The following is a 26,363-nucleotide window of genomic DNA, read 5'->3' as shown; positions in this document are numbered from 1 at the left end:
CATGGCATGGGCATTCAATCGCGGGAAGAGCTGGCCGTAGCGGTCAGAGACATTGTAGCGAGGCAAAAGGTAACGGATATGCACACTCACTTGTACCCGCCTCAATTCGGCGATTTGCTGCTGTGGGGAGTGGATGAGCTGTTGACGTACCACTATCTGGTGGCTGAGGTTATGCGTTGGACGGACATCCCGGTGGAGGAGTTCTGGAAGCTCGGCAAGCAGGAGCAGGCGGAGCTCATCTGGAACAAGCTGTTTATCGAGCACTCGCCGATCAGTGAAGCATGCAGAGGCGTGTTGACGACCCTGCAAGGCTTCGGTCTGGATACCGCGTCCAGAGATTTGCAAGCCTTTCGGGAGGCGTTTGCCCGGCAGGACGCATTCGGCCAAGTGGATCAAGTGCTGGAGCTGGCGAATGTGGATCATGTCGTCATGACGAACGATCCCTTCGATGATCGCGAGCGGACCCGCTGGCTGGATGGCGAGCAGACTGACGGCCGTTTCCATGCAGTGCTGCGGCTGGATCCGCTGCTGAATGAGTATGCGGACACCAAGCATCGGCTCAGAGAGTGGGGCTATGCAGTGGAAGACTCATGGACGGAGCAATCGATTCAGGAGGTGAAGCGCTTCCTGTCCGATTGGATTGCCCGCATGAAGCCGTTGTACATGGCCGTTTCTCTTCCGCCTGCGTTTGCATTTCCGGAGGAGTCGGATCGCGGCCGGATTTTGCGAGACTGCATCCTGCCGCTCTCGAAGAAGAGAAGCCTTCCGTTCGCCATGATGATCGGCGTCAAGAAGCGAGTTCATCCGGCGCTGGGCGACGCAGGCGATTTCGTGGCGAAGGCGAGCTTGGAGCCGCTTGAGCACTTGCTTGCCCATTACCCGGACAACAAATTTATCGTGACGATGCTGGCGCGGGAAAATCAGCACGAGCTCTGTGTGCTGGCGCGCAAATTCCGCAATCTGATGATCTTCGGCTGCTGGTGGTTTATGAACAACCCGGTCATCATTGAGGAGATGACCCGCATGCGCACGGAGCTGGTTGGGTTGAGCATGGTGCCGCAGCATTCCGACGCGCGGGTGCTGGATCAACTGATCTACAAGTGGAAGCATTCCAAGGCGATTATCGCGGAAGTGCTGATTGACAAGTACAGCGATCTGCTGGATACAGGCTGGACGATCGAGCGGCAGGAAATCGAGCGCGATGTCAGTGACCTGTTCCGCAACAATTTCTGGCGCTTCGTCGGCCGCGAGGACATGGTCGAGGTTCCTTCTTAAGGGCAGGGCCCCCCTCGCGGTATAAGTTTGCTGAAACTCGTGGACGATGCGGAATTTCGTAATAGCTGTATGATCTGAAAGGAAAAAGATTAGACAACTGCCGGGCAATGCGATACAACGAATACCGGTTCGGGCTATAGAGCTTTTACAAGGGGAGGAAGAAGGATGAATACGGATCAGAAGCCGGCTTCACCGGTGCAGGGCCAGCAGGTCGAAGGGCTGTCCCCGCTGGAATGGGGGATGGAGGCATGCCGGGCGCTGATGGCGACTTATCAAGCAGAGCAGCTTCCGCCAGCCGGCAAATGGCATTATCACCAAGGCGTATTTTTGTTCAGCATGCAGCGTATATGGGAGCAAACGGGGGATAAGGAATTTCTCGCTTACATCAAGGGTTACGTGGACAGCTTGGTCGATCCGCAGGGGAATGTCATCTGCGAGAAGAGCGAGCTGGATTCGATTCAAGCCGGTCTGCTGCTGTTCGTGCTGGATCGGGAGTTCGCGGACCCGCGCTACAAGCGGGCGGCGGAAAAGCTGCTGGCCCTGTTCCCGACGTTCAATCGCACCTCGGAGGGCGGCTTCTGGCACAAGGATAAATATCCGTATCAGATGTGGCTGGACGGCTTGTATATGGGCGGCGCTTTCGCTATGTCCTATGCCAAGCAGTATAACGACCCTGCCCTCTATGAGATGGTATTGGAGCAGGAGCGCCTCATGCGCAAGCACACGAAGGACGAACAGACAGGCTTGTATTATCACGCCTGGGATGAGAGCCGAAGCATGCCTTGGGCTGAGCCGCATACTGGCCGGGCGCCGGAATTTTGGGGACGGGCGATCGGTTGGATCGGGCTGGCGCTGCTCGATTTCCTTGACCTGCTTCCGGAAGGCCATCAAGCTCGTCCCGCCCTTATACAGGAAGTGCAGGAGCTGGCGAAGGCGGTTGTCCCTTATCAGGATGCGCACACCGGCCTTTGGCATCAGGTGGTTGACAAGGGCGACCGTCCGGACAATTGGCTGGAAACCTCGTGTTCCAGCCTGTTCGTCTACACGCTGGCCAAGGGCATTCGGCAGGGGTTCCTGGATCATGGTATGGCGGGATACGCCCGAAAGGGCTTCAGCGGTCTGCTCGACAAGCTGTACCGGGATGCCGCAGGCCGGCTCATCATGCCCGACATTTGTATTGGCACAGGGGTTGGCGACTATGCCCACTATGTCGCAAGACCGCGAAGCGAGAACGACCTTCATGGCGTAGGCGCTTTCGTGCTGGCGTGTGTGGAAATGGAGAAGCTGGAGCAGCAGCTTGACTAGGAGCCGATGCAGGCGCATCGACTGCGGTCGTCAGGCAATCGCAACCTGATGAATCGATGCGAAATTAGAAAAAGAAGAGCGCAACAATGTGTATAATCATGGTAATATAATGGAGAAAGCAAGTCTGTGAGGCTAAAGGGGGATGGTCATTTGCAGAGCAGAAGCTTGTTGACAAAAATGATCGTATTCGGCTGTTTGATCAGCATCCTCCCGGTTGTCTTCGTGGGCACTTTCTCCTACATCCGTTCGTCGAGCCAAGTGCAAAAGCAGGTGAACGTCGGAGAAATGCAATTTATCAAACAAGTCAATTCGAACATTGAGCAAATCCTCATGACGGTCAATCATACGCTGACGAACTTGGTCGATTCCACAATCATGGCGGACGTTTTGCGCACGCCTCTACGTGCAAGCGATTTCAGAATTTACAATGATTTGCGCAAGGAAATTAGCCACTTGCAGGCGTTCGATACGAAGGTGGAAGATGTGGTTCTGCTGAATGCCGAGCAAAACTGGCTGATCAAAAACTCGGGCCTGTACCGAATGGATGAGCACGCGGACCACCAGCAGTTCGCGGCGTTTTTTGCATTAGAGCAAAGCTCCGCCTGGGTGCTGCTGGACAATCAACAGTTCCGGGATAAAATCTCAAATTCGAACTGTGCGTATACCGTCAGCTTGGTCAAAAAGCTCCCTGTTCGCAAAGCAAATAAGAAAGCGCTTGCATTTGCGAATATACCGGCCTGCGCCATTGCAGCGCTCATTCAGGCGGAAGAGAGCAAGGAAGTCATGATCGCGGATGCGTCGAACCGCATTATCGCCCACAGCGATCCTGTGTGGATAGGCAAGTCCCTGCGCGATACCGGCTATTTCCGTGATCATGCAGAATGGGCAGGGGAGTCGGGCCAGTACCGCGTGCTGTATGAGAACCATCCGTACACGGTGACCTATTACCAGTCTGAATTCAATCATTGGACGTACTTGTCCGTCGTGTCCATTGACGAACTGACGCGTGAATCGAAGGAGATTGGTCTCTTTACCTTTGCGATCAGCATGATTATCATTGCGGTTTCGGTCTGCTTTGTCTGGCTGTCCAGCAAGCGCTTATATTCGCCTGTGCACAAGCTGCTGCAATTTATAACGGAGAACGGCAGCGAGGAAACCCGCAAGTCCAAAAATGAGCTGCAGATCATCGAGGAGCATATCCGCACGCTGTTCTCCTCGCATTCGCGCATGGAGTCCGAGATCAAGGACCATACGCAGCAAATCCGCACGCTGTTTCTGAACCGCCTGTTCACCGGCGCCATTCGGGCAGGGGAGCTGACAGAGCGTTTGGCCTACTTCGGTCTTGACCGGGCGGCGACCTCTTGGAGAACCATGTCGGTGCTGACGCTGCAGATCGATACGCTGGAGAACACGCGCTACGATCTGGCGGACATGGAGCTGCTTGCATTCGCGGTATCCAATATCGTGGAGGAGACTGTGCCGAACGAGCAGCGCCTGCCTACCGTGTGGCTGGATCATACGCTGGTGCTTCTGCTGGGTACGGAGAAAGACGCGGACGGGTGGATGAATGATTATGTATACCAGGTAACGGAGCAGCTGCAAGCGCACATCCAGGAATACTTGGGCTTATCTGTCAGCATAGGCATCAGCCTGCCGTTTCATGCCGTGAAGAAGGCGCCGCGTGCCTATCAGGAAGGAATGGAAGCGCTGAAGCATCGCATGCTGCTGGGCAAAGGCGTGATCATTCCGTTCCGCAATCTGAATGCCGGCAAGCATTCGATGCTCTACTACTACCCTGCGCAGGCCGAGCTGGAATTGGTTGATGCGATCAAGATCGCCGACAGGGATGAAGCGCTCAAGCAGCTGCGGGTTTGGATGGATAAAGCGTTCGAGCGTGCGCGTTCTCCGCAGGAGTACCAGGTGTCCATCATGCGCTTGCTGAACAAGCTGCTGGTCACCCAGCAGGAGGCAGGGATCAGCTATGAGCAGACGGGGGCGTATGGCAGCTCGTTCTATGAGGAGCTGCTGTCGCTTCATATGCGGGAAGAGATCGAAGAATGGTTCAAGGACAAGGTGATCCTTCCGCTGCTGCAGGTATTCAGCGATCGGCGCGATTCCCAGTATCATACGATCTCCGAGCAAATCATCGACATGATTCAGCAGTACTATGACACAGAGATCACGCTCGAGGAATGCGCCTCCAAGCTGCACTATAATGCCAATTACTTAAGCAGCGTCTTCAAGAAGGAAACAGGTTTAACCTTCAGCGAATACTTGACCAATTACCGATTGGCGATGGCCAAGAGTTGGCTGATAGAGACCAATATGACGATCCGGGAAATCGCGGAGAAGCTCAAATACAATAATCCGCAAAATTTCATCCGTTCTTTCCGGAAGCTGGAAGGAATGACGCCAGGCCTATATCGTGAGAAGTACAAGGAATCCGTATAAAGGGAGAACGAATGGAAGGGGGACCGCTCATGTACAGAAGGCCGTTGATTGCGCTGATTTGCATCTTGCTTGTATGGAGTGCTGCCGCCTGCAGCCGCGCGGACGTTCCGGATCCGCGGGCTGGCGGAACAGCTGATCGGGCAACGATCAGCATCATGGCCAATTTGTTCACCCGGGAGCCTCCTTCTGACATGCTCTTGTCGCTGATTGAGGAGGAGACAGAGACAGATCTGGATATTACCTGGGTGCCGATTGAGGCTTATGTCGACAAGCTGAACAGCTCCTTCTCTACGCGAACGCTTCCGCAAGTCGTCTACCTGAAAAACCAATCGACCTTTCAGCACATCAAGGAATTGATTTACGAGGAGCACTTTTGGGAAATCGGGCCTTATCTGCACGAGTACGAGCATCTCGGCAAGCTAAAGCCCGGCATTCTGGCCAATACGGAAGTGAATGGCAAGATTTATGCGCTGTATCTGGGCCGTCCGCTAGCCCGGCAAGGTGTTATCTATCGTCAGGACTGGGCGGACAGACTTGGTTTGGATGCGCCAGGCAATGTCGATGAGCTGTATGAAATGCTGCGGCAATTTACAGAGGAGGACCCGGACGGCAACGGGCTGGCGGACACCATTGGTCTCAGTGATCGGAACGATCTGGTCTACGGCGCGTTCAAGACGGTCGCTTCGTATTTCGGAACGCCGAATTATTGGGGCATGCAGGACGGCAGGCTGCTGCCCGAGTTCATGTTTCCGGCCTATCGGGAGACGATGGACTATTTCCGTATGCTCGTGCAGAACGGGTACATGAATGCCGATTTCCCGCTGACGAGCAAGGACAACCAATGGGATTTATTCGTGCAGGGCAAGGCCGGCGTGTACATCGGTTCATTGGAGGATGTGCAGCGGCTGCAACAGGAGCTAGCCCGGCATGACACGAATGCGTTGCTGGATGTGCAGAACCTGATAGCCGGACCTGACGGCGGGTACGGCATATGGTCGATTCCCGGCTACGGGAATGTTCTTCTGTTCCCCAAGGAATCGGTGCGGTCTGAGGAAGAGCTGCGGCGTATTTTAACCTTTTACGATGCGACCATGACGCCGAAGATTGCCAACTTGATGTTCTGGGGGATCGAGAACAGACATTATACGGTGGAGAATGGCAAGGCGAAGGAGATCGAGGATCACGATTTGATCGATCAGGAGGTTCGCAATTATCGCGGTCTGCTGATAGGCGAGCCGGAGACGAACGGACGTTACGAGGCGAGCCGTACCGTGCCTGCTGCGGTCAAGGCGGAAGCGCTGATTCATGAGAATGAACAATTCCTGATCCATGATCCGACTAATCCGCTCTATTCGCCGACGGATGTAGAGAAGGGGACGCTCCTTCAAGAGATTATCACCAACGCCACGTATGAATATATATTGGGCGAGATTGATGCCGCTGGGTTCGATGCCGCCATCCAGGCATGGCTAGAGCAAGGAGGCGAGCAGGTCATGCAGGAATACAACCGGGCTTATCGCATGCACAAGTACAAATGAATGTCGCTAGTTGAAAGTGGCATCTTTCTGCCCTCTAAGTCTGCGAAGACTAGAGGGCATTTTTTTGTTGGCGCAACAGCCGGGATTCATCTGCGGATTCGAAGAATCGAATATAAAGACCATAATCATTAGGTCAGATTCATGACGAAGGATGTCGGGAAATCCTTATGCGGCCTGGTTTGCTGCCAATCCAGGTGAGTTCAGGATTATGTACGTAACGTTCGGCTCCCCCTTATGATGGCTGTGAAAGCGATATCATAAAATTGGAGGTCGAACAATGGGTAACAAGAAAAAATGGTTTATTCTTCTATGCGTCATGGCACTCACTCTATCCGTATTTGCCGGATGCGCCAGCAATGGGAATAACAGCGCGTCGAATGACGGGAATACGGGGAACACTGGCAGCGATGCGAACGCGGGTGGAAACGAAGCGTCGAACGATCCGGTACAAATTGAAATCATGCTTCCCATGAAGGAGAAGGAAGTCCCTTCTGATCGTCTGGAGCTGCTGATTGAAGAAATGACGAACACGGAGCTCACCTTCCAATGGGTGCCGGACGGCAACTATGAGGAGAAGCTGAATGCGGCGTTCGCCACGAATTCCTTGCCGCAAGTTGTGTATATGAAAAACCAGAATACCTTCACACAATACAAGGAAGCGATGCGCGACGGCCAATTCTGGGAAATTGGACCGTACCTGCAGGAGTTCGAGGGATTGAGCAAGCTGAAGGACTCTATATTGGAGAACACGAAGGTTGACGGCAAGATCTACACACTGTATCTGGGACGGCCGCTGGCGCGTCAAGGCATTATCTACCGCAAGGATTGGGCGGACAATCTGGGGTTGAAGGAACCGAAAAATGTAGATGATGTTTACGAAATGCTGCGCGCCTTTACTGAAGATGATCCGGACGGCAACAACCAGAACGATACGATTGGCTTGGCGGATCGCGAGGATCTCGTATACGGCGCATTCAAAACCGTGACTTCCTGGTTCAATGCGCCGAACAACTGGGGCGAGAAGGACGGGCAGCTGCTGCCGGAATTTATGTTCGACGAGTACTTTGAAGCGATGGATTGGATGAAGCAGGTTCATTCGAACGGTTACATGAACAAGGAATTCCCGGTGACGAGCAAGGAAGACCAGCGCAACCTGTTCTATAACGGTACGGCTGGGATGTACGTCGGTTCTTTGCAGGATGTGAATGTGCTGTACAGCGAAACGAAGAAAAATTTCCCGGACATGGAATTAGACGTAGCTGCAATCATTGAAGGACCAAACGGCGACTTCGGCATGTGGACCATTCCAGGGTACGGCAATCTGATTATGTTCCCGAAGAGCGCGATCGAAACCGAGGAGGAGCTGAGAGACATTCTAGGTTTCTTCGACAAGCAGATGACAGCGGAACTGGCGAACCTCATGTACTGGGGCATCGAGGGCGAGCACTATGAAGTGGTCGACGGCGGAGCGAAGGAATATCTTGACAAGGCCGATCTCATTGCCCGCGAAGTAAAGGGTTATAAGGACAGCCTTATCGGCGAGCCGGAAACGAATGGGCGCTACGACGGCTATCATGAGCTGGAGCCGCGCGTGAAAGTGGAACAATTGATTCTGGAGATGGACCAGCATCTCATTCTGGACCCAACTGCTTCTCTGGATTCGGCTACGTATGCGGAAAGCGGCATTCGCCTGCAGGAGCTTATCAATGACGCGACCTTCAGATACATCCTTGGCGATATTGACCGGGATGGATTCCAGCAGGCCGTTGACAACTGGAGAAGCCAGGGCGGCGACAAGATGATTGAAGAATTCAACGCGGCATGGCAAGCCAGCAAATAAGTCAGACAGACTTTCGCGAGAGCAAACAACGGAGGCTGTTGAACGATCAACAGCCTCTTCTCTATCGAGTGGACGAAACTATTGCAGTTGCAGAAAGGAAGACAGCGAATGAGCGATCTTTCAGTTCAAAGCGCGCCGCCGGTTCAAACACGGACGCGGTCGGAACGCTGGCAGCGGCTCAAGCGCAACAAGCTGCTGTATGTGATGATCATTCCCGGATTGATTTACTTCGTTGTGTTCAAGTACATTCCGATGTACGGCCTGATCATCTCGTTCCAAAACTACAAGCCTCATCTAGGCGTAACCGGCAGCGAATGGGTAGGGTGGATGCACTTTGAGCGCTTGTTCCACGATCCTATGTTTTGGACGATCTTCAAGAACACCTTGGTGCTGTTCCTGTACAACATCCTATTTTACTTTCCGGTTCCGATCATCTTGGCGTTGATGCTGAATGAGCTGCGGAAGGAATGGTTCAAGCGCACGATCCAGTCGATCGTCTACATTCCGCATTTCATGTCCTGGGTTATCGTCGTATCGATCAGCTTCGTCATGCTGACACAGGATGGCGGGATCATCAATGATCTGATTGCGTATTTCGGCTTCAATAAAATCAATTTCTTGATGAGCACAGATTGGTTCCGGCCGGTCTATATTCTTCAGGTTATTTGGCGGGAGGCCGGCTGGGGAACGATTATTTATTTGGCCGCAATGGCCGCGATTGACCCGCAGCAATATGAAGCCGCCCGCATAGACGGGGCTAATCGCTTCCGTCAAATTTGGCACGTCACCTTGCCGGCGATTCGCAGCGTCATCATCGTGCTCTTGATTCTGAAGATCGGAGACGTGCTGGAACTGGGCTTCGAGCATGTGTACTTGCTTCTGAATGCGATGAACCGCGAGGTTGCGGAAATTTTCGATACGTATGTGTATACAGCAGGTCTGCGCCAAGGACAGTTCAGCTATTCAACGGCTGTCGGCTTCTTCAAATCGTTCGTCGGGTTGATTCTGATTATGATGGCGAACTGGCTGGCCAAAAAATTCGGAGAAGAAGGGGTTTACTAAGAGATGAAAAGGAGAGAGGCATATGGTTGAAGATCGCTCTATCGCCAGCCGACTGTTTGATGGTTTCATCTACGTTGTCCTCATCTTGGTGGCGTTAATTACACTGATACCGTTTATCCATGTGCTGGCTGGCTCCTTCACGACAACAGCCGAGCTGGCGCGCCGAGGCTTTGTGCTGTTTCCGACCGAATGGAGCTTGACGGCATACCGCTATATATTCTCAACGGACACCATATTCAAAGGGCTGGCCAATTCGATGGGCATTACCCTGTTTGGCACCATGTTCAGCATGTTCATCACATCTTTGATGGCTTACGGTTTGTCGCGAAGAGATTTGGACGGCAGGCGCACAATCATGTTCCTGGTTGTGTTCACCATGCTGTTCAGCGGCGGCTTGATTCCGACTTTTCTCGTCGTCAAGGAAGTCGGCTTGATTGATTCCTATCTGGCTCTGATTGTTCCGTTCACGATCAATGCATTCAACCTGATTATCTTGCGAAATTTCTTTCAGAACTTGCCCGAGGGCTTGGAAGAATCGGCGAAGATTGACGGCTGCAATGACTTCGGCATCTTCTTCCGAATCGTTCTGCCGCTGTCGATGCCGGCGATTGCCACGATTTCGCTATTCTACGCGGTGACGTATTGGAATACGTATCTGCCTGCCATTTTGTATTTGAATGATACGAATAAATGGCCGGTGCAGATCATTTTGCGGCAAATCGTTATTGTGGCAACCGGCCTCAGCTTCGACGATTCCGGCTTTGAGGATGCGGCGCTGCCTCCTTCGCAATCGGTCAAGATGGCGGCGATTATTGTGGCCACGGTGCCGATCCTGTGTGTCTACCCATTCTTGCAGAAGCACTTTGCCAAGGGCGCGCTGCTGGGCTCGATCAAGGGATGAGGCTGCCCGCCGGCGGGAGCACAAGAACAAGCGGCGTGGCGTGATTCCCTTATCAACAATCCGGCCAAAGTGCAGCGAAGTTGGCCAACAACCAGGAGGAGGATGCACGCGTGAACAAAGGGAGGCTCGAGCATTTGCTGCAGCGCATGGACAGCATGTTCGACGGTTTTCTGGAATGGACCGCAGGGCAGTATGATTCGGAGACTGGCGGTTTTTACTACGCGGCAAGCTCGGTACGGGATGCGCGCTTTCATCCCGATATAGAATCGACTGCCCAGGCGCTGAATATTTTGCAGCGGGAACGGCTGGCCGACGTCATGCCTGCGCGAATGAGGGAGAAGCTGATCCGGTTTTTTCAGCGTCGGCAGCAGCCAGGCACCGGGTACTTTCTTGATGGCCATCCGGCGATGGCCAAGGACGAAGTGATGGTGCAGCGGGCGCTGCGTTATGCGGTCGGGGCTCTCGCCAAGCTGGGGAGCAGCCCGATCTATCCGCTTCCCCTGCACGCCGGGGCGGCACCGGACTATGTGCGCAGCCCTGAGAGCTACATAGCCTATTGGCGCAGCATCGACCTCCGCAACAGCTGGAGGGGGTGTGACCGCCTGGCGACGTCGTGCATGTACATGGAGGACATGCCGGAAGAGGATCGCCAGCCCTTCCTGCGTGAATCGGTTCATTATCTGGCGGAAGCGCAGGACAAAGAAACCGGACTATGGGGAGAAGGCAGCTTCTATGTTCGCTTGTCGGGCGCATTCAAGCTGCACACGTTCTACAGCCGATTCGGGCTGCCCATGCCGCGAACGGATCGGATCTATGCCAGCTTGCTGCATGCGCTTCGGCATGAAGAGGCGACGGATATGTGCTATATCCGCAATCCGATCGACTTGCTTGCGTATATGAAGATACCGATTCCGAGCCAGGAATTGACGGAAATTGTGGAGATCACGATAGCCAATATGACGAGGCTGAGAAGGCAGGACGGCGGCTTCTCCCGGGAATTGGCAGGCTCCCCGCCGGCTCCGAATGTGGCGCAGGTGAAGCAAGGGGAGCGCTATCCCGGCATGCCCGAGCCGGTCTGTCTGGGCCGCGGTTTTGTGGAAGGAGATATGAATGCGGGAACCCAGGCGGCCTTAATCCGCTGTCGGGTTTATGCCCTTGCAGGGCTCTCGGCTGGTCCGCTTCCGCAGGCGGATCGGTTTTATTCGAGTTTGCGGCACTAGCAGCTTGCTTCGATGCGCAGGCATCCAGGAGGGAGGAATAGGGAATGGAGCCGTATGGACGATGGGAGCAGGTAGAGCCCGGCATCAAGCGCAAGATTCATCCGCCGGGCGAGCGTCTGATGATGATGGAGGTTGCATTCGATACGGACGCGGTCGGGGCCGAACACAGCCACCCGCATGAACAGTACACGTATTGTGTGCAAGGGAGGCTGGCCTTTAGTATTGATGGCCGGACCGTATACTTGTCCCGCGGGGACTCGCTGCATATTCCGAGCGGCTGCAGGCATGGCGTGAGGGCGCTTGAGCCAAGCGTGCTGCTGGATACCTTTACCCCATTGAGAGAAGATTTGCTCAAAAAATAGACAAGCGCGAGCTGCTTTCCGCGCTACTGCGCTGTTTGTGTTTGTGCGTAAGGAAAAGACCATCTTGGAGGTGTGCTTCAGCTTGGCCCATTATGCGATTACTGATTTTGGTGCGATAGGGGACGGAACAACCCTGAATACAGACGCCATCGCCGCTGCAATCGAGCAGTGCGCTTCCGCCGGGGGAGGTACGGTCGTGGTTCCTGCCGGCCGCTTCCTGACTGGACCGGTACGTTTGCAAAGCCGAATCACCTTGTATTTGGAGGCCGGGGCGGTTCTCTTGTTCAGCGATGATTTTTCACATTATCCCCCTGTCTGGACGCGATGGTCCGGTTATGAGTGCCACGGATTCACTCCGCTGCTGTTCGGCAGCGGGTTGACGCAAGTGAGTGTGAAGGGAGAAGGCTGCCTCGACGGACAAGGACATGCCTGGTGGGCAGTGAACCAGCGTCTGCGTCGGGGAGAACGCTACAGGTCTCCGCAGACAGACTTGCTTGCCAAGCTGAATGAGCAGCTGATTCATGCTGTCGCAACGAATATTGTGGAATGGGATTCGCAATTTTTGCGGCCGCCGCTGCTGCAGTTTTTGGATTGCCGGCATGTCAAGATCGAAGGCGTTACGCTGCGCAATTCGCCCTTTTGGAACACACATCTGGTGTATTGCCAGGATGTGCAGGTGCGCGGTGTCCGCTTTCAAAATCCGTCGGATACGCCGAATGGCGACGGATTGGACATCGATTCCTGTACGAATGTACGGGTCTCTGACTGTTGCTTCGATGTAGGCGATGACTGCCTATGCCTGAAGTCAGGCATCAATGAAGACGGCAGAAGAGTCGGCAGGCCGACAGAGAATGTGACGGTGACCAATTGCACCATGCTGCACGGGCACGGAGGTATCGTATTCGGCAGTGAAAATTCCGGCGGCATCCGCAATGTGACGGTATCCAACTGCCAGTTCATCGGCACAGATCGGGGCATCCGCATCAAGACCAACCGGATGCGAGGCGGTTATATCCGGCATTTGCTGCTGAACAATATTTATATGGAGGATGTGCTCTGTCCGCTGGCGATCAATGCGTTCTACCGACATGGCGTGGATGAAAGCGACCCGCTTATAATTGCCGAAGAGGCGGTCCCGGTAACAGAGAAAACGCCTATCGTGGAGCATGTGCGGATTTCGAACGTTACGGCGACCGGCTGCCGAGCTGCTGCGGGCTTCATCTACGGCCTGCCGGAGATGCCGATTCGGGATGTCGTCTTAAGCGATGTCTCAATTGCCATGAGCCGGGATGCCGCGGAAGCGGGCGGAGAGCCGGATATGGTCCGACCGACATTGGTTATGGCCGGGGCAGGCATTTATGCGCAGTATGCGGAGGGATTGGAGCTGTATCGGGTGCAGGTGGACACGCGCCAAGGTCCTGCGCTGACGCTGAAGGAAACAGCGAATACAGCCATCCATCATCTCAGCATGAAGCGGCTGCATCCCGATACGCCGGTTGTCGCGGCAGAGCGTGCCAAGGAGGTTCATATCGAAGGCAGGCAGGCGGCGCAGCATCCGCGGTATTTGCTGGAGCGGGAGTAGGGAGCAGCTCCCGCAATTATGATCCGTCCGCCAGTGACTTGTCGCGGTTATCCGTTTTCTGCCTATACCCGCCGGCCGCGACGCTAACGGAACCGACAGCCGTTATTTGCCCGTTGATGAGTGCGATTTCCTTGCAACGGAACCCATAGCCCTTATTACGGTCCAATCTCGTAGTTTTGGCGCCCCAACCACGAAATAAGGTCGCTCAGAACCGTTAGCGGGTGAACTCCTTCGGAAACGCCTGAATAACGGCACCTGGTTCCGTTAGCGATGCGCGGCAAGTTGTGGAAATCCGCGCAGAAGCAAGACGAACCCCGAACTCAGCGGCCATTCCATTGAATCGCCCATTCGAAGATCAGACGGGTGCCAGCATGGCCCCCGCGAGCTGCTAGCTTGTTCATAGGGGAGTTGAACAGCCGAACGCGCTAGTGCAGCTTGCGGTATTGCTCCGGCGGCAAGCCGGTATGCTTGCGGAAGGTAGCAACGAAATGGCTGGTATCGCGGAAGCCGCATCGGGCCGCGATTTCCTTCACTGTAAGCGCCGGCTGCTGGCCCAGCATTTCCTTGGCCTTGCGCATGCGCAGCGAGACGAAATAGGCGTAGGGCGACGAGGCGAAGGATTGCTGGAACAGCGCGTGCAAGCGCCTGCTGGACAGCCCCAATACTTGAGCCATCTCCTTCAATCCGATATTCGGATTATCCACATTTTGCTCCATCCAGTCCAAGACCGTCTGCAAGCTGCGCATCCCCGCCGCCGCGCTGGTCCGTGTTCCTGCTTGGCCATACCTCCCCAAGTACAACAGGAAATGGTACGTCTCCGTAGAAGTCTCCAGTCCAAGCATATCACTCCATGTTTCTCTGCGCCGCATCATCTGTTCAAGCAATCCTGTCAGCGGCGAGTCGGGCTGCCAGCGGAACATGGTGCTCTGCCGGATGCCTGCTGCGGCCAGAATACTGTCCACAGCATTGCCTTGAAACGTCAAGTACTGCGTCACCCATTGCGGATCGGACGCGCGATAAGCATGCGGCACATGCGGATAGATCAATATTCCCGTATGGGCTGGCAGGGTGAAGGCTTGTCCTTCCAGCCACAGCTTTCCTTCGCCCGCTTCTGTGTGCAGCCAATGGAACATCGGGTAGCCGTCAGGCCGCGAAACCGATTCCTGGTTCGGGTTGTGTCCCAAGCTCTCGACCCGTATGGGCAGCGGTTGGGCTGGCGGCAGCGTAAATACATAACGGCGCACTTGTGTCTGGTCCAACTCCGAACCCCCCTCCTCCACAGTTTCAGTTCCAGATTCCTATATCTATATCAAGAATATTATATGTTGCAGGAATCCTTCAAGATGTAAAATGGGAGTATCCTTATATCAACTATTCTTGTACACCAAAAAATGCGATAAAGGAAGTGGGACTGTGATCAATGAAAAACTGCCAAAAATTTGGTATGGCGGGGACTATAACCCTGAGCAATGGGATGCGGATGTATGGGCGGAAGACATCCGGATGTTCAAGCTGGCCGGCATTGATGTGGCAACGCTGAATGTATTCTCTTGGGCACTGAACCAGCCTGATGAGAATACCTATAATCTCGAATGGCTGGATGAAACCATTGACCGCCTTTATCAGAACGGCATCTATACCTGTCTGGCTACGAGCACCGGGGCGCACCCTGCCTGGATGGCCAAGCGCTATCCAGACATTCTCCGTGTAGATGCGCAGGGCCGCAAGCGCAGGTTCGGCGGGCGCCACAACTCCTGTCCGAACAGTCCGACCTACCGCTTGTATGCGCCGCGCATGGCTGCGAAGCTGGCAGAGCGGTACAAGGATCATCCGGGTGTGCTCATTTGGCACGTCTCCAACGAATTTGGCGGATACTGCTATTGCGACAACTGCGCGGCAGGCTTCCGCACGTGGCTGCAGGACAGATACGGCACATTGGATGCGCTGAACAAGGCTTGGAATACGCGGTTCTGGAGCCACCATTTCTATGACTGGGAGGAGATCGTGCCGCCGAATGAACTGAGCGAGGAATGGGGCGGAGGACGTACCAACTTCCAAGGCATCTCGCTCGACTACAGACGGTTTATGTCAGACAGTCTGCTGGAATGCTACAAGCTGGAGTACGACGAGATTAAGAAGCATACGCCGCATCTGCCCGTAACGACGAATCTGATGGGCACCTATCCGGAGCTTGATTATTTCAAATGGGCGAAGCATCTGGATGTCATTTCATGGGACAACTATCCTTCGCTGGATACGCCTGTGAGCTATACGGCGATGGTGCATGACCTGATGCGCGGCCTGAAGCAAGGGCAGCCGTTCATGCTGATGGAACAGACGCCAAGCCAGCAAAACTGGCAGCCCTACAATTCCTTGAAGCGGCCGGGGGTCATGCGCTTGTGGAGCTATCAGGCTGTAGCGAGAGGCGCAGACACGGTTATGTTCTTCCAGCTTAGAAGATCGGTCGGCGCCTGCGAGAAGTTCCACGGTGCGGTCATTGAGCACGCGGGCCACGAGCATACACGGGTATTCCGGGAATGCGCGGCATTGGGCAAGGAATTGCAGAAGCTGTCCGACCGGATTCTGGATGCGCGGGTGCAGGCGAAGGTCGCGATTGTGTTCGATTGGGAAAACCGCTGGGGCATCGATCTGTCGAGCGGACCGACTGTTGCGCTGGATTATGTCAAGGAAGTGCACAAATACTACGACGCTCTGTTTAAGCTGAACATTCAGGTCGATATGGTCGGCGTTGAGCAGGATTTGAGCGGTTACGATATCGTGATTGCTCCGGTTCTGTACATGGTGAAGGACGGGTATGCGCAGAAGCTGGAGGCATTCGTGCAAACTGGCGGAACCTTCCTGACCACTTTCTTCAGCGGCATTGTGAATGAAGCGGACCTGGTGACGCTGGGCGGCTATCCGGGCGAGCTGCGGGAGCTGCTCGGCATCTGGGCAGAGGAGATTGACGCGCTTCTGCCGGAACAGCGCAACCAGCTGGTGATGAAGCAGCCGTTCAAGAGCGGACAGCAAGCTTACGAATGCGGCATGCTGTGCGATCTGATTCATCTGGAAGGAGCAGAGGCTGTGGCCGAGTACGGCATGGATTTCTACAAGGGCATGCCAGCCGTTACGAAGCACGCCTATGGCAAGGGGACTGCCTGGTATGTAGCGACGAGTCCCGAGCCAGCCTTCCTGACAGATCTAATGAACGAACTTTGCGCGGAGAAGGGCATTCAACCTGTCGTGAAGCCGACCGATGGACTGGAAGTGTCCAGCCGTACGAAAAGCGGGGAGACGATTCACTTCCTGCTGAACCATCGGGCCGAGCCTGTCACAGCGGAGCTGGACGGAAATGCCTACATGGATATGCTGAGCGAACAGACGGTTGCGGGTTCGGTTGAAGTGCCTGCACGCGGCGTCGTGCTGCTCGCATCCTCGCAGGCCTAGTCGGTTCAGGACGCTTGATGGTTCCAGAGCGGGCAGCTTGTTGATCTGCACAGTATGCATGAAGGGATATCTGACCGGCATCCTGCAGCGAATCGCGCGGAATTCTCCGAGAATGGTCTTTCCAGGTGGCTTTAATCCGGGCGATGATTCGTCAGATGGCCGCAGTGTAGGTATTCCTTCAAATCTGTGTCGGATTTTTTATGCGTTCAATTGCAAGTCATTGAATATTCCATATTCGCGCACTACAATACTAGTATGAAAACGGTTGCTACAAACTACCTGAAGCAATGGAGGGCTATCAATTGAAACTGGCTGAAATGTTGGGGACACATGAGAACCGGCTATGGGCGTTGAGCAAGCAAATGGGCGTAGATTACGCAGTTGCGGGACTGCCCCCGGAGCAAAACGGCTTCAAGCCCTGGGATTATATGAATCTGCTGCACATGAAGCAACGCTACGAGAATTTCGGCATTCGCGTAGAGGTTATCGAATCGAGACCGCCTGCGAATAAAATCAAGCTGAATCAGCCTGGCCGCGATGAGGAAATCAAGGTCGTTCAAGAGCTGATCCGCAACATGGGCAAAGTAGGCATTCCCGTTTGGTGCTACGATTTCATGGCGGAATTCAACTGGTTCCGTACTTCGACTACGATCCGCACGCGCGGCGGGGCGCTAGTATCCGGGTACGACCATTCCTTGATGCAGGATGCGCCGTATACGGAAAATGCGCCAATCAGCGAAGACGAGCTGTGGACGAATCTGGAGTACTATCTGAAGGCCATCGTGCCGGTGGCGGAGGAAGCGGGCGTGAAGCTGGCGCTGCATCCGGACGATCCGCCGATTTCTCCGATCCGCGGCGTATCCCGCATTCTGACCAGTGCTGACGCGCTGCAGCGTGCGATTGATCTGGTGCCTAGCGAGTACAGCGGCATCTGCTTGTGCCAAGGCACATTGGCTACGGCAGGCGACGATATTCCGGCTACGATTCGCCGCTTTGCCGAACAGGATAAGCTGTTCTTCGTTCATTTCCGCGATGTGAGAGGCACGAAGGAGAAGTTCGAGGAGACGTTCCATGACGACGGCAAAACAGATATGTTCCAAGCGATGAAAACATACGCCGAAGTTGGCTTCGACGGGCCGGCCAGACCGGACCACGTACCGACGATGGCAGGCGAGAACAATGACAATCCTGGCTATGAAGTGCTTGGCCGCTTGTACGGCGTCGGCTACATCAAGGGCTTGATGGAAGCGACTTACGGTCAGAAGAAATAAGTTTGGATGCAGAAAAAGTCCTCAATCGATGGATGATCCATTCGATTGAGGACTTTTTTTTGCTTGAGCGTGCTTAGGCAGAAAGCATCTTCTATGCGGATGCAAATCCGGCCGCGATATTATGAGCTTCCATTTTTTATCCGTTGGGCAGATGCTGTTCCAGACCTAGTCCTTGCGCTACACGCCGGCCGTAGTCCGGGTCAGCTTTGTAGAAGTGCTGGATTTGCCGGATCAGAATGTCTTCTCTTTCGACGGGCTTCATGGCGTTGACAATCGTCTGGACCAGGCGTTCCTGTTCCTCTGCATCCATGAGCCGATACAGGTCTCCGGCTTGCGTGAAGTGATCGTCGCTGTCATAGGCGACGCTGGCTGCTTGTCCCGATACCGGGAATGGCGAAGTTCTGTGCTCCGGCGATTCCTTCGGGCCCTCGAAGCTGTTCGGTTCATAGTATACGCCGCTGCCGCCATTGGACCCGCCGGCCATTGCGCCGTCCCGCTGATAGTGATGGACCTCCGCCTTAGGCCGATTGATCGGCAGCTGCTGGTGATTCGCTCCAACGCGGTATCGGTGCGCGTCTGCATAGGCGAACAGGCGGCCCTGGAGCATTTTGTCCGGCGATGGCTCGATCCCGGGAACCAATGTGCCAGGCGAGAAGGCAGCCTGCTCGACCTCGGCGAAATAATTGTCCGGATTGCGGTCCAGTACAAGGCGGCCCACCTCTATGAGCGGATAGTCCTTGTGCGACCAAACCTTCGTCACGTCGAACGGATCGAAGCGGTACGTATCGGCGTCTGCTATCGGCATGATTTGCACATAGAGCCTCCAGGCCGGGAAATCCCCGCGATCGATTGCGTTGAACAAATCCTCCGTATGATAGTCAGGGTTTTCTCCAGCGATCTTGGCAGCTACTTCCTCGGTCAGATTTTGTACCCCTTGCTCGGTCTTGAAGTGATATTTCACCCAGACTGCCTCTCCCGCAGCGTTGACCCACTTGAACGTATGGCTGCCGAAACCGTCCATATGGCGGTATGTTGCCGGAATGCCGCGATCGCCCATCAAATAAGTAACCTGATGAAGGGATTCAGGGGAGAGCGACCAGAAATCCCACACGGCCGTAGGGTTTTTCAGATGAGTCTGCGGATGGCGCTTCTGCGTGTGGATGAAATCCGGAAATTTGATTGCATCGCGAATGAAGAATATCGGCGTGTTGTTGCCGACCAGATCGTAATTGCCTTCCTCTGTATAAAATTTAACGGCGAACCCGCGTGGATCACGGACTGTATCTGCCGAACCGCTTTCCCCTGCCACGGTGGAGAAACGGACGAACAGCGGCGTGCGCTTTCCGACGCCGTTGAATAGCTTCGCTTTCGTATAGGCGGACATGTCCTGCGTGACCTCGAAGTAGCCGTGTGCCCCGGCTCCCTTGGCATGAACGACACGCTCTGGAATTCGCTCCCGGTTGAAATGGGCGAGCTTTTCCAATAAGTGCACATCCTGTATGAGCGTAGGTCCCCTGGAGCCGGCAGTCATGGAATGCTGATTGTCTCCTACTGGAGCGCCCCAGCTAGTTGTGAGTTTTTTGTTTGTCATAAGACCACTCCCTGTCTAAAGTTGTTGGTAACAATGCTTCGATTATTCAATGATAACATTTCTCAATTGATAGTCAATACTTATTTATAATTATTTTAATTAAAGTTTTGTCAGTTCTGCGAACAGCTTCCTTGCAGCGGGAGAATGACTGGCCGTATGCTAGCAAGCGTTATACGGCGTATCGAAGCCGGCGGGATTCCTGTTGGTGCGTGAGTCGGAGATGTCCGGCAAGGTCAAGATTGCTGGAAGAGAAGGATGCCGCACACTGGAAGTGCCGAGCGCAAATGCGCGGAGCCTGATCCGCATGGTTTGTATGAAGTGCGAAAGCTCATGGGCAATTGGCCTCAAAAAAAAACGGAACGGCCATAAATGTCCGTTCCGCGATACCTCGTGTGCTTGCGGTCAAGCAAGAGCAGCTGGCTAATGCAGCATCGGAGGCGCCTGCCTCTGCGCGTGAGGCTGAATGATGTAGAGGGCTCTCTCCGTGGCGATCTGCAGCCGGTTCTCCTGCGAGCTTGCACGCAGGCTGCCCGGCAGCGGAATTTCGTACATGTGCCGGGGAAGCTCGGCCTCGCCATGATCCGCCTGAATTGTGCCCGGACCGTGGAGGCAAATTTCATGGCTGGCGAAGTAATCATCGCTGTCCGCTTGCTTGCTGCGACGTATTTCCAGCCGTTCCAGCTGCAGCTGCACCATGTCTGTATCGCCCTTTTGGCGAGATCCGATGTCCAACTCCCCCTTTTGGATCAGCAGCTGGCTTCCTACATGCGCCTCCAGCCAGGAAGTCGCTTCATTTATAGCCGTGTTCATTCGCTTCACCTCGTCTTCGTGATTTTCCTACTATCCCAAGATTTTTCCGGATTATGCGTTATCGTCGCAGGACGTGCCTATTAGAGGAGGATTGTAATGCATAATAATCTCGCATACCCATCGCAGTAAAATCGTGGTACTGTTTTTGTATGCGATTTCAAGAACGGGTTTGGGGGCGGTGAACGAATGAAAGACTTGTGGACGCTGCGCGGGTTTGTCTGGCGCTTTAGATGGAGGTATGTCATCGGCATTCTGTCGATCGTCATTACGGACCTGAGCCAATTGGCCATACCTTGGACGCTGGGGAGATTGACGGATGATTTGAACAGCGGACTGGGCTCCGCTTCTCTCATATGGACTTATATTGGATGGATTTTTCTCGCGAGTGTGGGGATTTTTATTTTTCGCTATCTATGGAGGGTGATGATCTTCGGCGTGGCCCGCACGCTGGAATACGAGCTGCGCAACAAGCTGTTCGCGCATTACCAGAAGCTCTCGCCCCAGTGGTACAGCAAGCGGAAAACGGGCGATCTGATGGCGCACGCCACCAATGACCTCCAGGCGGTGCGCTTCACGTTCGGCGGCGGAATGGTAGTCATGATCGATACGCTGGTGCTCTTCAGCCTGACCATTGCGATCATGGTCGTGACGATTGACTGGAAGCTGACCTTGATCGGCTTGCTGCCGCTTCCGGTTATGGCCTTTCTTGCGATCAGCTTCGGCTCCAAGATCTATGACCGCTTCCGGGATGCGCAGGAGGCGTTCTCCGCGTTGACCGACCGGGTACAAGAGAACATCTCGGGGATGCGTGTGGTCAAAGCATTCGCGCAGGAAGAGGAGCAGGAGCGCAGATTCGCGGACATTAATACCTTCAACTTCATGCGCAACATGCGCATGGCGAAGCTGCAGGCGTTCTTCAATCCGCTAGTGCAATGGGTGACTGGGGTCAGCTACTTGCTCGTCCTAGGCTTTGGCGGCATTCTGGTCATCCGCAACCAAATTACGATTGGCGATTTCGTCGCCTTCAACGCCTATCTCGGCTTGTTGATTGGACCGATTATGGGGATTGGCTGGATGATTAATATTTTTCAGCGGGGCGCTGCATCGATGAGCCGGATCAATGAAATTTTGTATTCGAAGCCCGACATTCAGGACAATCCGGCAGTCCAGCCAATAAGCAAGCTCAACGGCCATATCTGCATCGAATCGCTGACGTTCCGCTATCCGGGCAGCAAGGAGCCGGCTCTCCGGGATGTTACGCTCGATATTCCACAGGGCCAGACGGTCGCTTTGATCGGCAAAACCGGCAGCGGCAAATCAACGCTAGTCAACCTGCTAGTCCGGCTGTATGACGTAAAGGAAGGGAGCGTGCGGATTGACGGCCACGCCCTGAAGGAAATTCCGCTTGCGGTGCTGCGGCGCGATATCGGCATGGTGCCGCAGGAGAACTTTTTATTCTCGGAGACGATCCGCGAGAACATCGCTTTTGGTCTAGACCAGGCGAGCGAGGAGGAGATCGTCCGCGCGGCAGAGGATGCGCAGGTGCTGGACAATATTCAGGATTTCCCGGGCAATTTCGAGACGATGCTGGGCGAGCGCGGCGTAACCTTGTCGGGCGGCCAGAAGCAGCGGTTGTCCATTGCCCGCGCGCTGATTAAGCATCCGTCTATTCTCGTGCTGGATGACAGCCTGTCTGCTGTAGATACGAAGACGGAGGAAGCGCTGCTGGAGCGGTTGAAGCAGAAGCGCCGGGGGCTGACAACGATTATGATTGCGCACCGTGTTTCTACCGTACAGCATGCGGATCAGATCGTCGTGCTGGATGAGGGACGGATCGTGGAGCGCGGCACGCATGAGCAGCTGCTGCGGCTGGGCGGTGTGTATCATCACTTGTATGAGCAGCAGCAGCTCGAAGAACAAATTTCCGGGGAAATATAGGAGGGAGAGCCATGAGCATTCATGAGGAAGAAAAGCTTGGCAAAGCCTACGATGCCCGTCTAATCCGGCGCTTGCTCCGCTATACAAAACCGCATAAAGGGCTGCTCATCCTCTCCTTGGTGCTTGTTGCGCTCATTACAATTGCCGAGCTCTCGGGCCCCTATTTGATCAAGGTTGCGATTGACGATCACATTAACGGACTGCATTTGCCGATGGTGGATATGCAGGGGGAAGAAGTGCCGAAGGGCGTTCCGGCGGTGCAGCTTGATGAGCGAGTATTGGTGCGGGAGAAAAAACTGTCGGGCAAGCTCGAACCGGAATCACTGGCAATGAAGCCGGTATTTTACATCGAAAAGCAGGGCGATATGTATGCGCTAATGGAGTGGAGGGCCGACGGAGCGGAAAGGTTCATGGTCAAGCGTTTGACCGAGGAAGAGGTGGACCGCTTTCGCGATCAGGATGTGCGCGGCCTGTACTGGTTGTCCGGGCTGTACTTGTTCCTGGTGAGCTCCGCCTTTCTGCTGAACTATGGCCAGACGTATATCCTGAATTTGATCGCCCAGCGAATTATCCGCAAGATGCGCAGCGATATGTTCGCCCATTTGCAGCGGCTGTCCTTCTCCTTTTTCGACCGCAACCCGGTGGGAAGGCTGGTGACGCGCGTCACGAACGATACGCAAACGCTGAACGAAATGTACAGCAACGTCATGATCAATCTGCTGAAAGATTTCTGCATGCTCGCAGGCATCATGGTCTTTATGCTGCTGCTGAACGTGAAGCTTGCGCTCGTGGCCTTCCTGACCTTGCCGCTTATTGTTGGCGCCACGTTTGTTTACCGCAAATATGCCCGGGAAGCGCTGCGCGAGGTGCGCTCGAAGCTGTCCCGCATTAATGCCGCTTTGAACGAAAATATTACCGGCATGCGTGTCGTGCAGATGTTTCACCGGGAGCAGCGGCAATTTGATAAAGTGCATGCGATTAACCGGAGTCACTTTGACGCGAACAACCGCGAGCTGCATTTGTCTTCCTTGTATCGTCCGGTAATGGACTTCATTTATGCGATTGGCTTGGCCTTGATTATCTGGTACGGCGGAGGTCAGATGGTCAGCGGCGTGCTGGAATTCGGGGTGCTGTATGCCTTCATCGATTATGTCAATCGATTTTTCAAGCCGATTCAGGATATGGCAGAGAAATTCACAGTGCTGCAGCAGTCGATGGTTTCCTCGGAACGGATCTTCCAGATGCTCGACGAGCGGGATGAACTGCCGGAGCCGACGGCGCCGCGTCACCTGGACAACGTCAAGGGCGAGATCCGCTTCGAGCATGTGTCGTTTGCCTACAATCCGAATGAGCCTGTGCTGCACGATGTTGATCTGACGATATCACCTGGCGAAACGGTGGCCTTCGTCGGCGCGACCGGCGCGGGAAAGAGCTCGATTATCAGCTTGCTTTGCCGGTTCTATGATGTGCAGCAGGGACGCATCACGATCGATGGCGTAGATGTCCGCGACCTGCCGAAGAAGGAGCTCAGAGGCCATATCGGTCTTGTGCAGCAGGATGTCTTCTTGTTCTCGGACGATATCAAGACGAATATCCGGCTTGGCAACGAGCACATTGACGATGAGAAGGTGCGGGAGATTTGCCGCTTTGTGAACGCGGATGCGTTCATCGAGAAGCTGCCGCGGCAATATGACGAACCGATTCTGGAGCGCGGTGTCAATCTGTCCGCCGGCCAGCGCCAGCTGCTGGCAGTTGCGCGAACGCTGGCCTTCAACCCGTCTATCCTCATCCTGGACGAGGCGACAGCGAATATTGATACGGAAACCGAACTGCTTATCCAGGATGCGTTCGCGAAGATTTCCAAGGGGCGCACGACGCTGATTGTCGCCCACCGGCTGTCCACGATCCAGCACGCTGACAAGATCGTCGTGCTGCACAAGGGGCGCATTCGCGAGATCGGCAGCCATCAGGAGCTGCTGCGGCAGGATGGGCTGTACCGCAAGCTGTATGAGCTCCAGTATCGCGAGGCATACCGGGCTTGAATGGGACAGCGTATGGGCTCCAGTAACACGGGGCATACATTGCTTGAATGGGACAGCGAATAGCGAATTGCACCGGGCTTGGAGCTGATCGCGAATTGCACTGGCTTTTAGTAACGCGTATCGAGAATAGGACTGGGCTTGAAGCTGTAATACCAAGAGGGTGCAATTGCCTAACGTCAGGGGTTGCTTTGCCGCTGTCCATAGCAAACGCCGTTTCTCGGATCGGAGGCAGCAACATATGGCTGTTCGCAATTTTCCTCTGTTTTCTCTACAATAGAGGGAGAATGATACAGAAGGAGGAAGCGAAATGTCCAATCGTCAGGAACTCGCGACGTTCGCAGGCGGATGCTTTTGGTGTATGGTTTCGCCGTTTGAAGAGATGCCGGGCATTATCAAGGTTGTGTCGGGCTACACAGGCGGCCACAAGGAAAATCCGACCTATGAGGAAGTTTGCTCCGAGACAACAGGCCATTACGAGGCTGTGCAAATTACGTTTGATCCCGAGGTATTTCCGTACGAGAAGCTGCTTCAGCTATATTGGCAGCAGATAGATCCTACTGATCCCGGCGGCCAGTTCTATGACCGAGGAGACTCTTACCGGACGGCTATCTTCTATCACAATGACGAACAGAAGGAGCTGGCGGAGCTGTCGAAGCAGGAACTGGCGACTAGCGGGCGCTTCGATAAACCGATCGCCACGCAAATCTTGCCGGCTGGTCCATTCTATGAGGCGGAGGAGTATCATCAGGGCTATCATCACAAAAACCCGGCTCACTACAAGCGTTATCGGCAAGCGTCTGGACGGGACGAATTTATCGAGAGGCATTGGACGCGCAAGGGCAGTTCAGAGGAGCTCAGGCAGCGCTTGAACTCGATGCAGTATGAAGTCACGCAGAACAATGGTACTGAGCCGCCCTTCCGGAACGAATTCTGGGACCACAAGCAGGAAGGGCTTTATGTGGACATCGTGTCGGGCGAGCCGCTGTTCAGCTCATTGGACAAGTTCGATTCCGGCTGCGGCTGGCCGAGCTTTACGAGGCCGCTGCACGGCTATCATGTAAAGGAGCGCATGGATCTCAGCCATGGGATGGTGCGGACAGAGGTGCGCAGCCGCTTCGCGGACTCCCATCTCGGCCATGTGTTCCCGGACGGCCCGCGCGACAAGGGCGGCTTGCGCTACTGCATCAATTCCGCCGCGCTCCGCTTCATCCCAAAAGAGGATCTGGAGAAGGAAGGTTACGGCGAATATCGCACCCTCTTTGAACAGAGCTGAGAAAGTGCAACCAGCACAAGTCAGCCAATTGGATGCGGGCAGGAAGGGGCGCATAGTGGGAAATATTGGTCTTATAGGCCCGCGAACGCTGTCTGCTTGCATAATAGCGGAACAAACTGGTCGTATTCAGCCTATTTCGGCGCATGGTCAAGCGGAATGATGGAAATAAGACCACGAAAGTCCGCTAACCGCCGCGCCACTCCACTACCGTCCAGGATAAGACCAGGAATTCCCGCTAAAGTGCAGCGGTAGCCTTGCAACGATTGACTTGCAGCGGTAACCATGCACGGTTGCTTTGCAACGATTGCGTACAACGGTAGCCCGTAGCCTCGCAGCGCCTTGCAGCGATGCCCGCAGCGGTTGCTGCTTCCGAGGCGCGGCCAGTGGCAGTCTGATGGGCTGCCGGGCAGGAAGGGGGCGCATAGCGGGAAATCTTGCACTAGCCTTGCATCAAA

18 protein-coding genes are annotated in these 26,363 nt (G+C 54.7%); 15 read left to right on the top strand and 3 right to left on the bottom strand.

The window, feature by feature from the left end:
* The first annotated feature begins 6 nt into the window (after positions 1 to 6).
* The 10 genes from XYCOK13_RS16625 to XYCOK13_RS16580 all read left to right on the top strand — a co-directional run bounded on the left by XYCOK13_RS16625 (position 7) and on the right by XYCOK13_RS16580 (position 13,536).
* On the top strand, positions 7 to 1,275 hold the full coding sequence (locus XYCOK13_RS16625; protein ID WP_213413363.1) for a glucuronate isomerase: 1,269 nt from the start codon (positions 7 to 9) through the stop codon (positions 1,273 to 1,275).
* A 165-nt stretch (positions 1,276 to 1,440) separates the two neighbouring features.
* A complete protein-coding gene (locus tag XYCOK13_RS16620; protein ID WP_213413362.1) occupies positions 1,441 to 2,580 on the top strand; it encodes a glycoside hydrolase family 88/105 protein in 1,140 nt (379 codons plus the stop codon).
* A gap of 150 nt (positions 2,581 to 2,730) precedes the next feature.
* Entirely contained in the window at positions 2,731 to 5,031 is a 2,301-nt protein-coding gene (locus tag XYCOK13_RS16615; RefSeq protein WP_213413361.1) for a helix-turn-helix domain-containing protein, read from the top strand.
* Positions 5,032 to 5,060: 29 nt separating this feature from the next.
* Positions 5,061 to 6,569 carry an extracellular solute-binding protein gene (locus XYCOK13_RS16610; protein ID WP_213413360.1) on the top strand — a complete coding sequence of 503 codons (1,509 nt, stop codon included), beginning with the start codon at positions 5,061 to 5,063 and terminating at the stop codon, positions 6,567 to 6,569.
* 277 nt (positions 6,570 to 6,846) lie between these two features.
* Positions 6,847 to 8,409 (top strand): extracellular solute-binding protein, encoded by a 1,563-nt coding sequence (locus XYCOK13_RS16605; protein ID WP_213413359.1) that lies wholly within the window; start codon positions 6,847 to 6,849, stop codon positions 8,407 to 8,409.
* Between the two features lie 108 nt (positions 8,410 to 8,517).
* Entirely contained in the window at positions 8,518 to 9,471 is a 954-nt protein-coding gene (locus tag XYCOK13_RS16600) for an ABC transporter permease (RefSeq protein ID WP_213413358.1), read from the top strand.
* Positions 9,472 to 9,493: 22 nt separating this feature from the next.
* Complete coding sequence (locus XYCOK13_RS16595; protein ID WP_213413357.1) at positions 9,494 to 10,372, top strand: carbohydrate ABC transporter permease; 879 nt, start codon at positions 9,494 to 9,496, stop codon at positions 10,370 to 10,372.
* A gap of 110 nt (positions 10,373 to 10,482) precedes the next feature.
* On the top strand, positions 10,483 to 11,592 hold the full coding sequence (locus XYCOK13_RS16590) for a prenyltransferase/squalene oxidase repeat-containing protein (RefSeq protein WP_244865216.1): 1,110 nt from the start codon (positions 10,483 to 10,485) through the stop codon (positions 11,590 to 11,592).
* A 44-nt stretch (positions 11,593 to 11,636) separates the two neighbouring features.
* The gene (locus XYCOK13_RS16585; RefSeq protein WP_213413356.1) at positions 11,637 to 11,954 is read left to right on the top strand and encodes a cupin domain-containing protein; all 318 of its coding nucleotides are present in this window, start codon (positions 11,637 to 11,639) and stop codon (positions 11,952 to 11,954) included.
* An 82-nt stretch (positions 11,955 to 12,036) separates the two neighbouring features.
* Positions 12,037 to 13,536 carry a glycoside hydrolase family 28 protein gene (locus tag XYCOK13_RS16580; RefSeq protein ID WP_213413355.1) on the top strand — a complete coding sequence of 500 codons (1,500 nt, stop codon included), beginning with the start codon at positions 12,037 to 12,039 and terminating at the stop codon, positions 13,534 to 13,536.
* Between the two features lie 425 nt (positions 13,537 to 13,961).
* On the opposite strand, the gene XYCOK13_RS16575 is transcribed toward XYCOK13_RS16580, so the two are convergent.
* Positions 13,962 to 14,795, bottom strand: coding sequence for an AraC family transcriptional regulator (locus XYCOK13_RS16575; RefSeq protein ID WP_213413354.1), 834 nt, complete (start codon positions 14,793 to 14,795; stop codon positions 13,962 to 13,964).
* A 154-nt stretch (positions 14,796 to 14,949) separates the two neighbouring features.
* On the opposite strand from XYCOK13_RS16575, the gene XYCOK13_RS16570 reads away from it, so the two are divergent.
* Both XYCOK13_RS16570 and XYCOK13_RS16565 read left to right on the top strand, forming a co-directional pair.
* A complete protein-coding gene (locus tag XYCOK13_RS16570) occupies positions 14,950 to 16,983 on the top strand; it encodes a beta-galactosidase (protein ID WP_213413353.1) in 2,034 nt (677 codons plus the stop codon).
* Between the two features lie 302 nt (positions 16,984 to 17,285).
* A complete protein-coding gene (locus XYCOK13_RS16565; RefSeq protein WP_244865215.1) occupies positions 17,286 to 18,254 on the top strand; it encodes a mannonate dehydratase in 969 nt (322 codons plus the stop codon).
* 136 nt (positions 18,255 to 18,390) lie between these two features.
* Here XYCOK13_RS16565 and katA read toward each other — a convergent pair whose 3' ends face one another.
* Both katA and ymzB read right to left on the bottom strand, forming a co-directional pair.
* A complete protein-coding gene (katA, locus tag XYCOK13_RS16560) occupies positions 18,391 to 19,845 on the bottom strand; it encodes a catalase KatA (protein WP_213413351.1) in 1,455 nt (484 codons plus the stop codon).
* 420 nt (positions 19,846 to 20,265) lie between these two features.
* A complete protein-coding gene (ymzB, locus tag XYCOK13_RS16555; RefSeq protein ID WP_213413350.1) occupies positions 20,266 to 20,655 on the bottom strand; it encodes a protein YmzB in 390 nt (129 codons plus the stop codon).
* A gap of 186 nt (positions 20,656 to 20,841) precedes the next feature.
* Between ymzB and XYCOK13_RS16550 the strand changes: the two genes are divergently transcribed.
* From XYCOK13_RS16550 to msrA, 3 genes are all read left to right on the top strand, one after another.
* Positions 20,842 to 22,593, top strand: coding sequence for an ABC transporter ATP-binding protein (locus XYCOK13_RS16550; RefSeq protein ID WP_213413349.1), 1,752 nt, complete (start codon positions 20,842 to 20,844; stop codon positions 22,591 to 22,593).
* An 11-nt stretch (positions 22,594 to 22,604) separates the two neighbouring features.
* Positions 22,605 to 24,635: an ABC transporter ATP-binding protein gene (locus tag XYCOK13_RS16545; RefSeq protein ID WP_213413348.1), complete on the top strand. Its 2,031-nt coding sequence runs from the start codon at positions 22,605 to 22,607 to the stop codon at positions 24,633 to 24,635.
* A 307-nt stretch (positions 24,636 to 24,942) separates the two neighbouring features.
* Positions 24,943 to 25,908 carry a peptide-methionine (S)-S-oxide reductase MsrA gene (gene msrA / locus XYCOK13_RS16540; protein ID WP_213413347.1) on the top strand — a complete coding sequence of 322 codons (966 nt, stop codon included), beginning with the start codon at positions 24,943 to 24,945 and terminating at the stop codon, positions 25,906 to 25,908.
* The last annotated feature ends 455 nt before the right edge of the window (positions 25,909 to 26,363 follow it).

Source organism: Xylanibacillus composti (assembly GCF_018403685.1).
Classification (GTDB): domain Bacteria; phylum Bacillota; class Bacilli; order Paenibacillales; family K13; genus Xylanibacillus; species Xylanibacillus composti.
The sequence above is the reverse complement of the archived record's forward strand: the minus strand, read 5'-3'. Positions and strand labels throughout refer to the sequence as shown.

Bases quoted from the DNA above. Each gene is read 5' to 3' on its own strand.
- XYCOK13_RS16605 (WP_213413359.1), top strand. From the start codon at position 6,847: ATGGGTAACAAGAAAAAATGGTTTATTCTTCTATGCGTCATGGCACTC.
- XYCOK13_RS16585 (WP_213413356.1), top strand. From the start codon at position 11,637: ATGGAGCCGTATGGACGATGGGAGCAGGTAGAGCCCGGCATCAAGCGC.
- XYCOK13_RS16600 (WP_213413358.1), top strand. From the start codon at position 8,518: ATGAGCGATCTTTCAGTTCAAAGCGCGCCGCCGGTTCAAACACGGACG.
- msrA (WP_213413347.1), top strand. From the start codon at position 24,943: ATGTCCAATCGTCAGGAACTCGCGACGTTCGCAGGCGGATGCTTTTGG.
- XYCOK13_RS16610 (WP_213413360.1), top strand. From the start codon at position 5,061: ATGTACAGAAGGCCGTTGATTGCGCTGATTTGCATCTTGCTTGTATGG.
- XYCOK13_RS16625 (WP_213413363.1), top strand. From the start codon at position 7: ATGGGCATTCAATCGCGGGAAGAGCTGGCCGTAGCGGTCAGAGACATT.
- katA (WP_213413351.1), bottom strand. From the start codon at position 19,845: ATGACAAACAAAAAACTCACAACTAGCTGGGGCGCTCCAGTAGGAGAC.
- XYCOK13_RS16595 (WP_213413357.1), top strand. From the start codon at position 9,494: ATGGTTGAAGATCGCTCTATCGCCAGCCGACTGTTTGATGGTTTCATC.
- ymzB (WP_213413350.1), bottom strand. From the start codon at position 20,655: ATGAACACGGCTATAAATGAAGCGACTTCCTGGCTGGAGGCGCATGTA.
- XYCOK13_RS16545 (WP_213413348.1), top strand. From the start codon at position 22,605: ATGAGCATTCATGAGGAAGAAAAGCTTGGCAAAGCCTACGATGCCCGT.
- XYCOK13_RS16620 (WP_213413362.1), top strand. From the start codon at position 1,441: ATGAATACGGATCAGAAGCCGGCTTCACCGGTGCAGGGCCAGCAGGTC.
- XYCOK13_RS16550 (WP_213413349.1), top strand. From the start codon at position 20,842: ATGAAAGACTTGTGGACGCTGCGCGGGTTTGTCTGGCGCTTTAGATGG.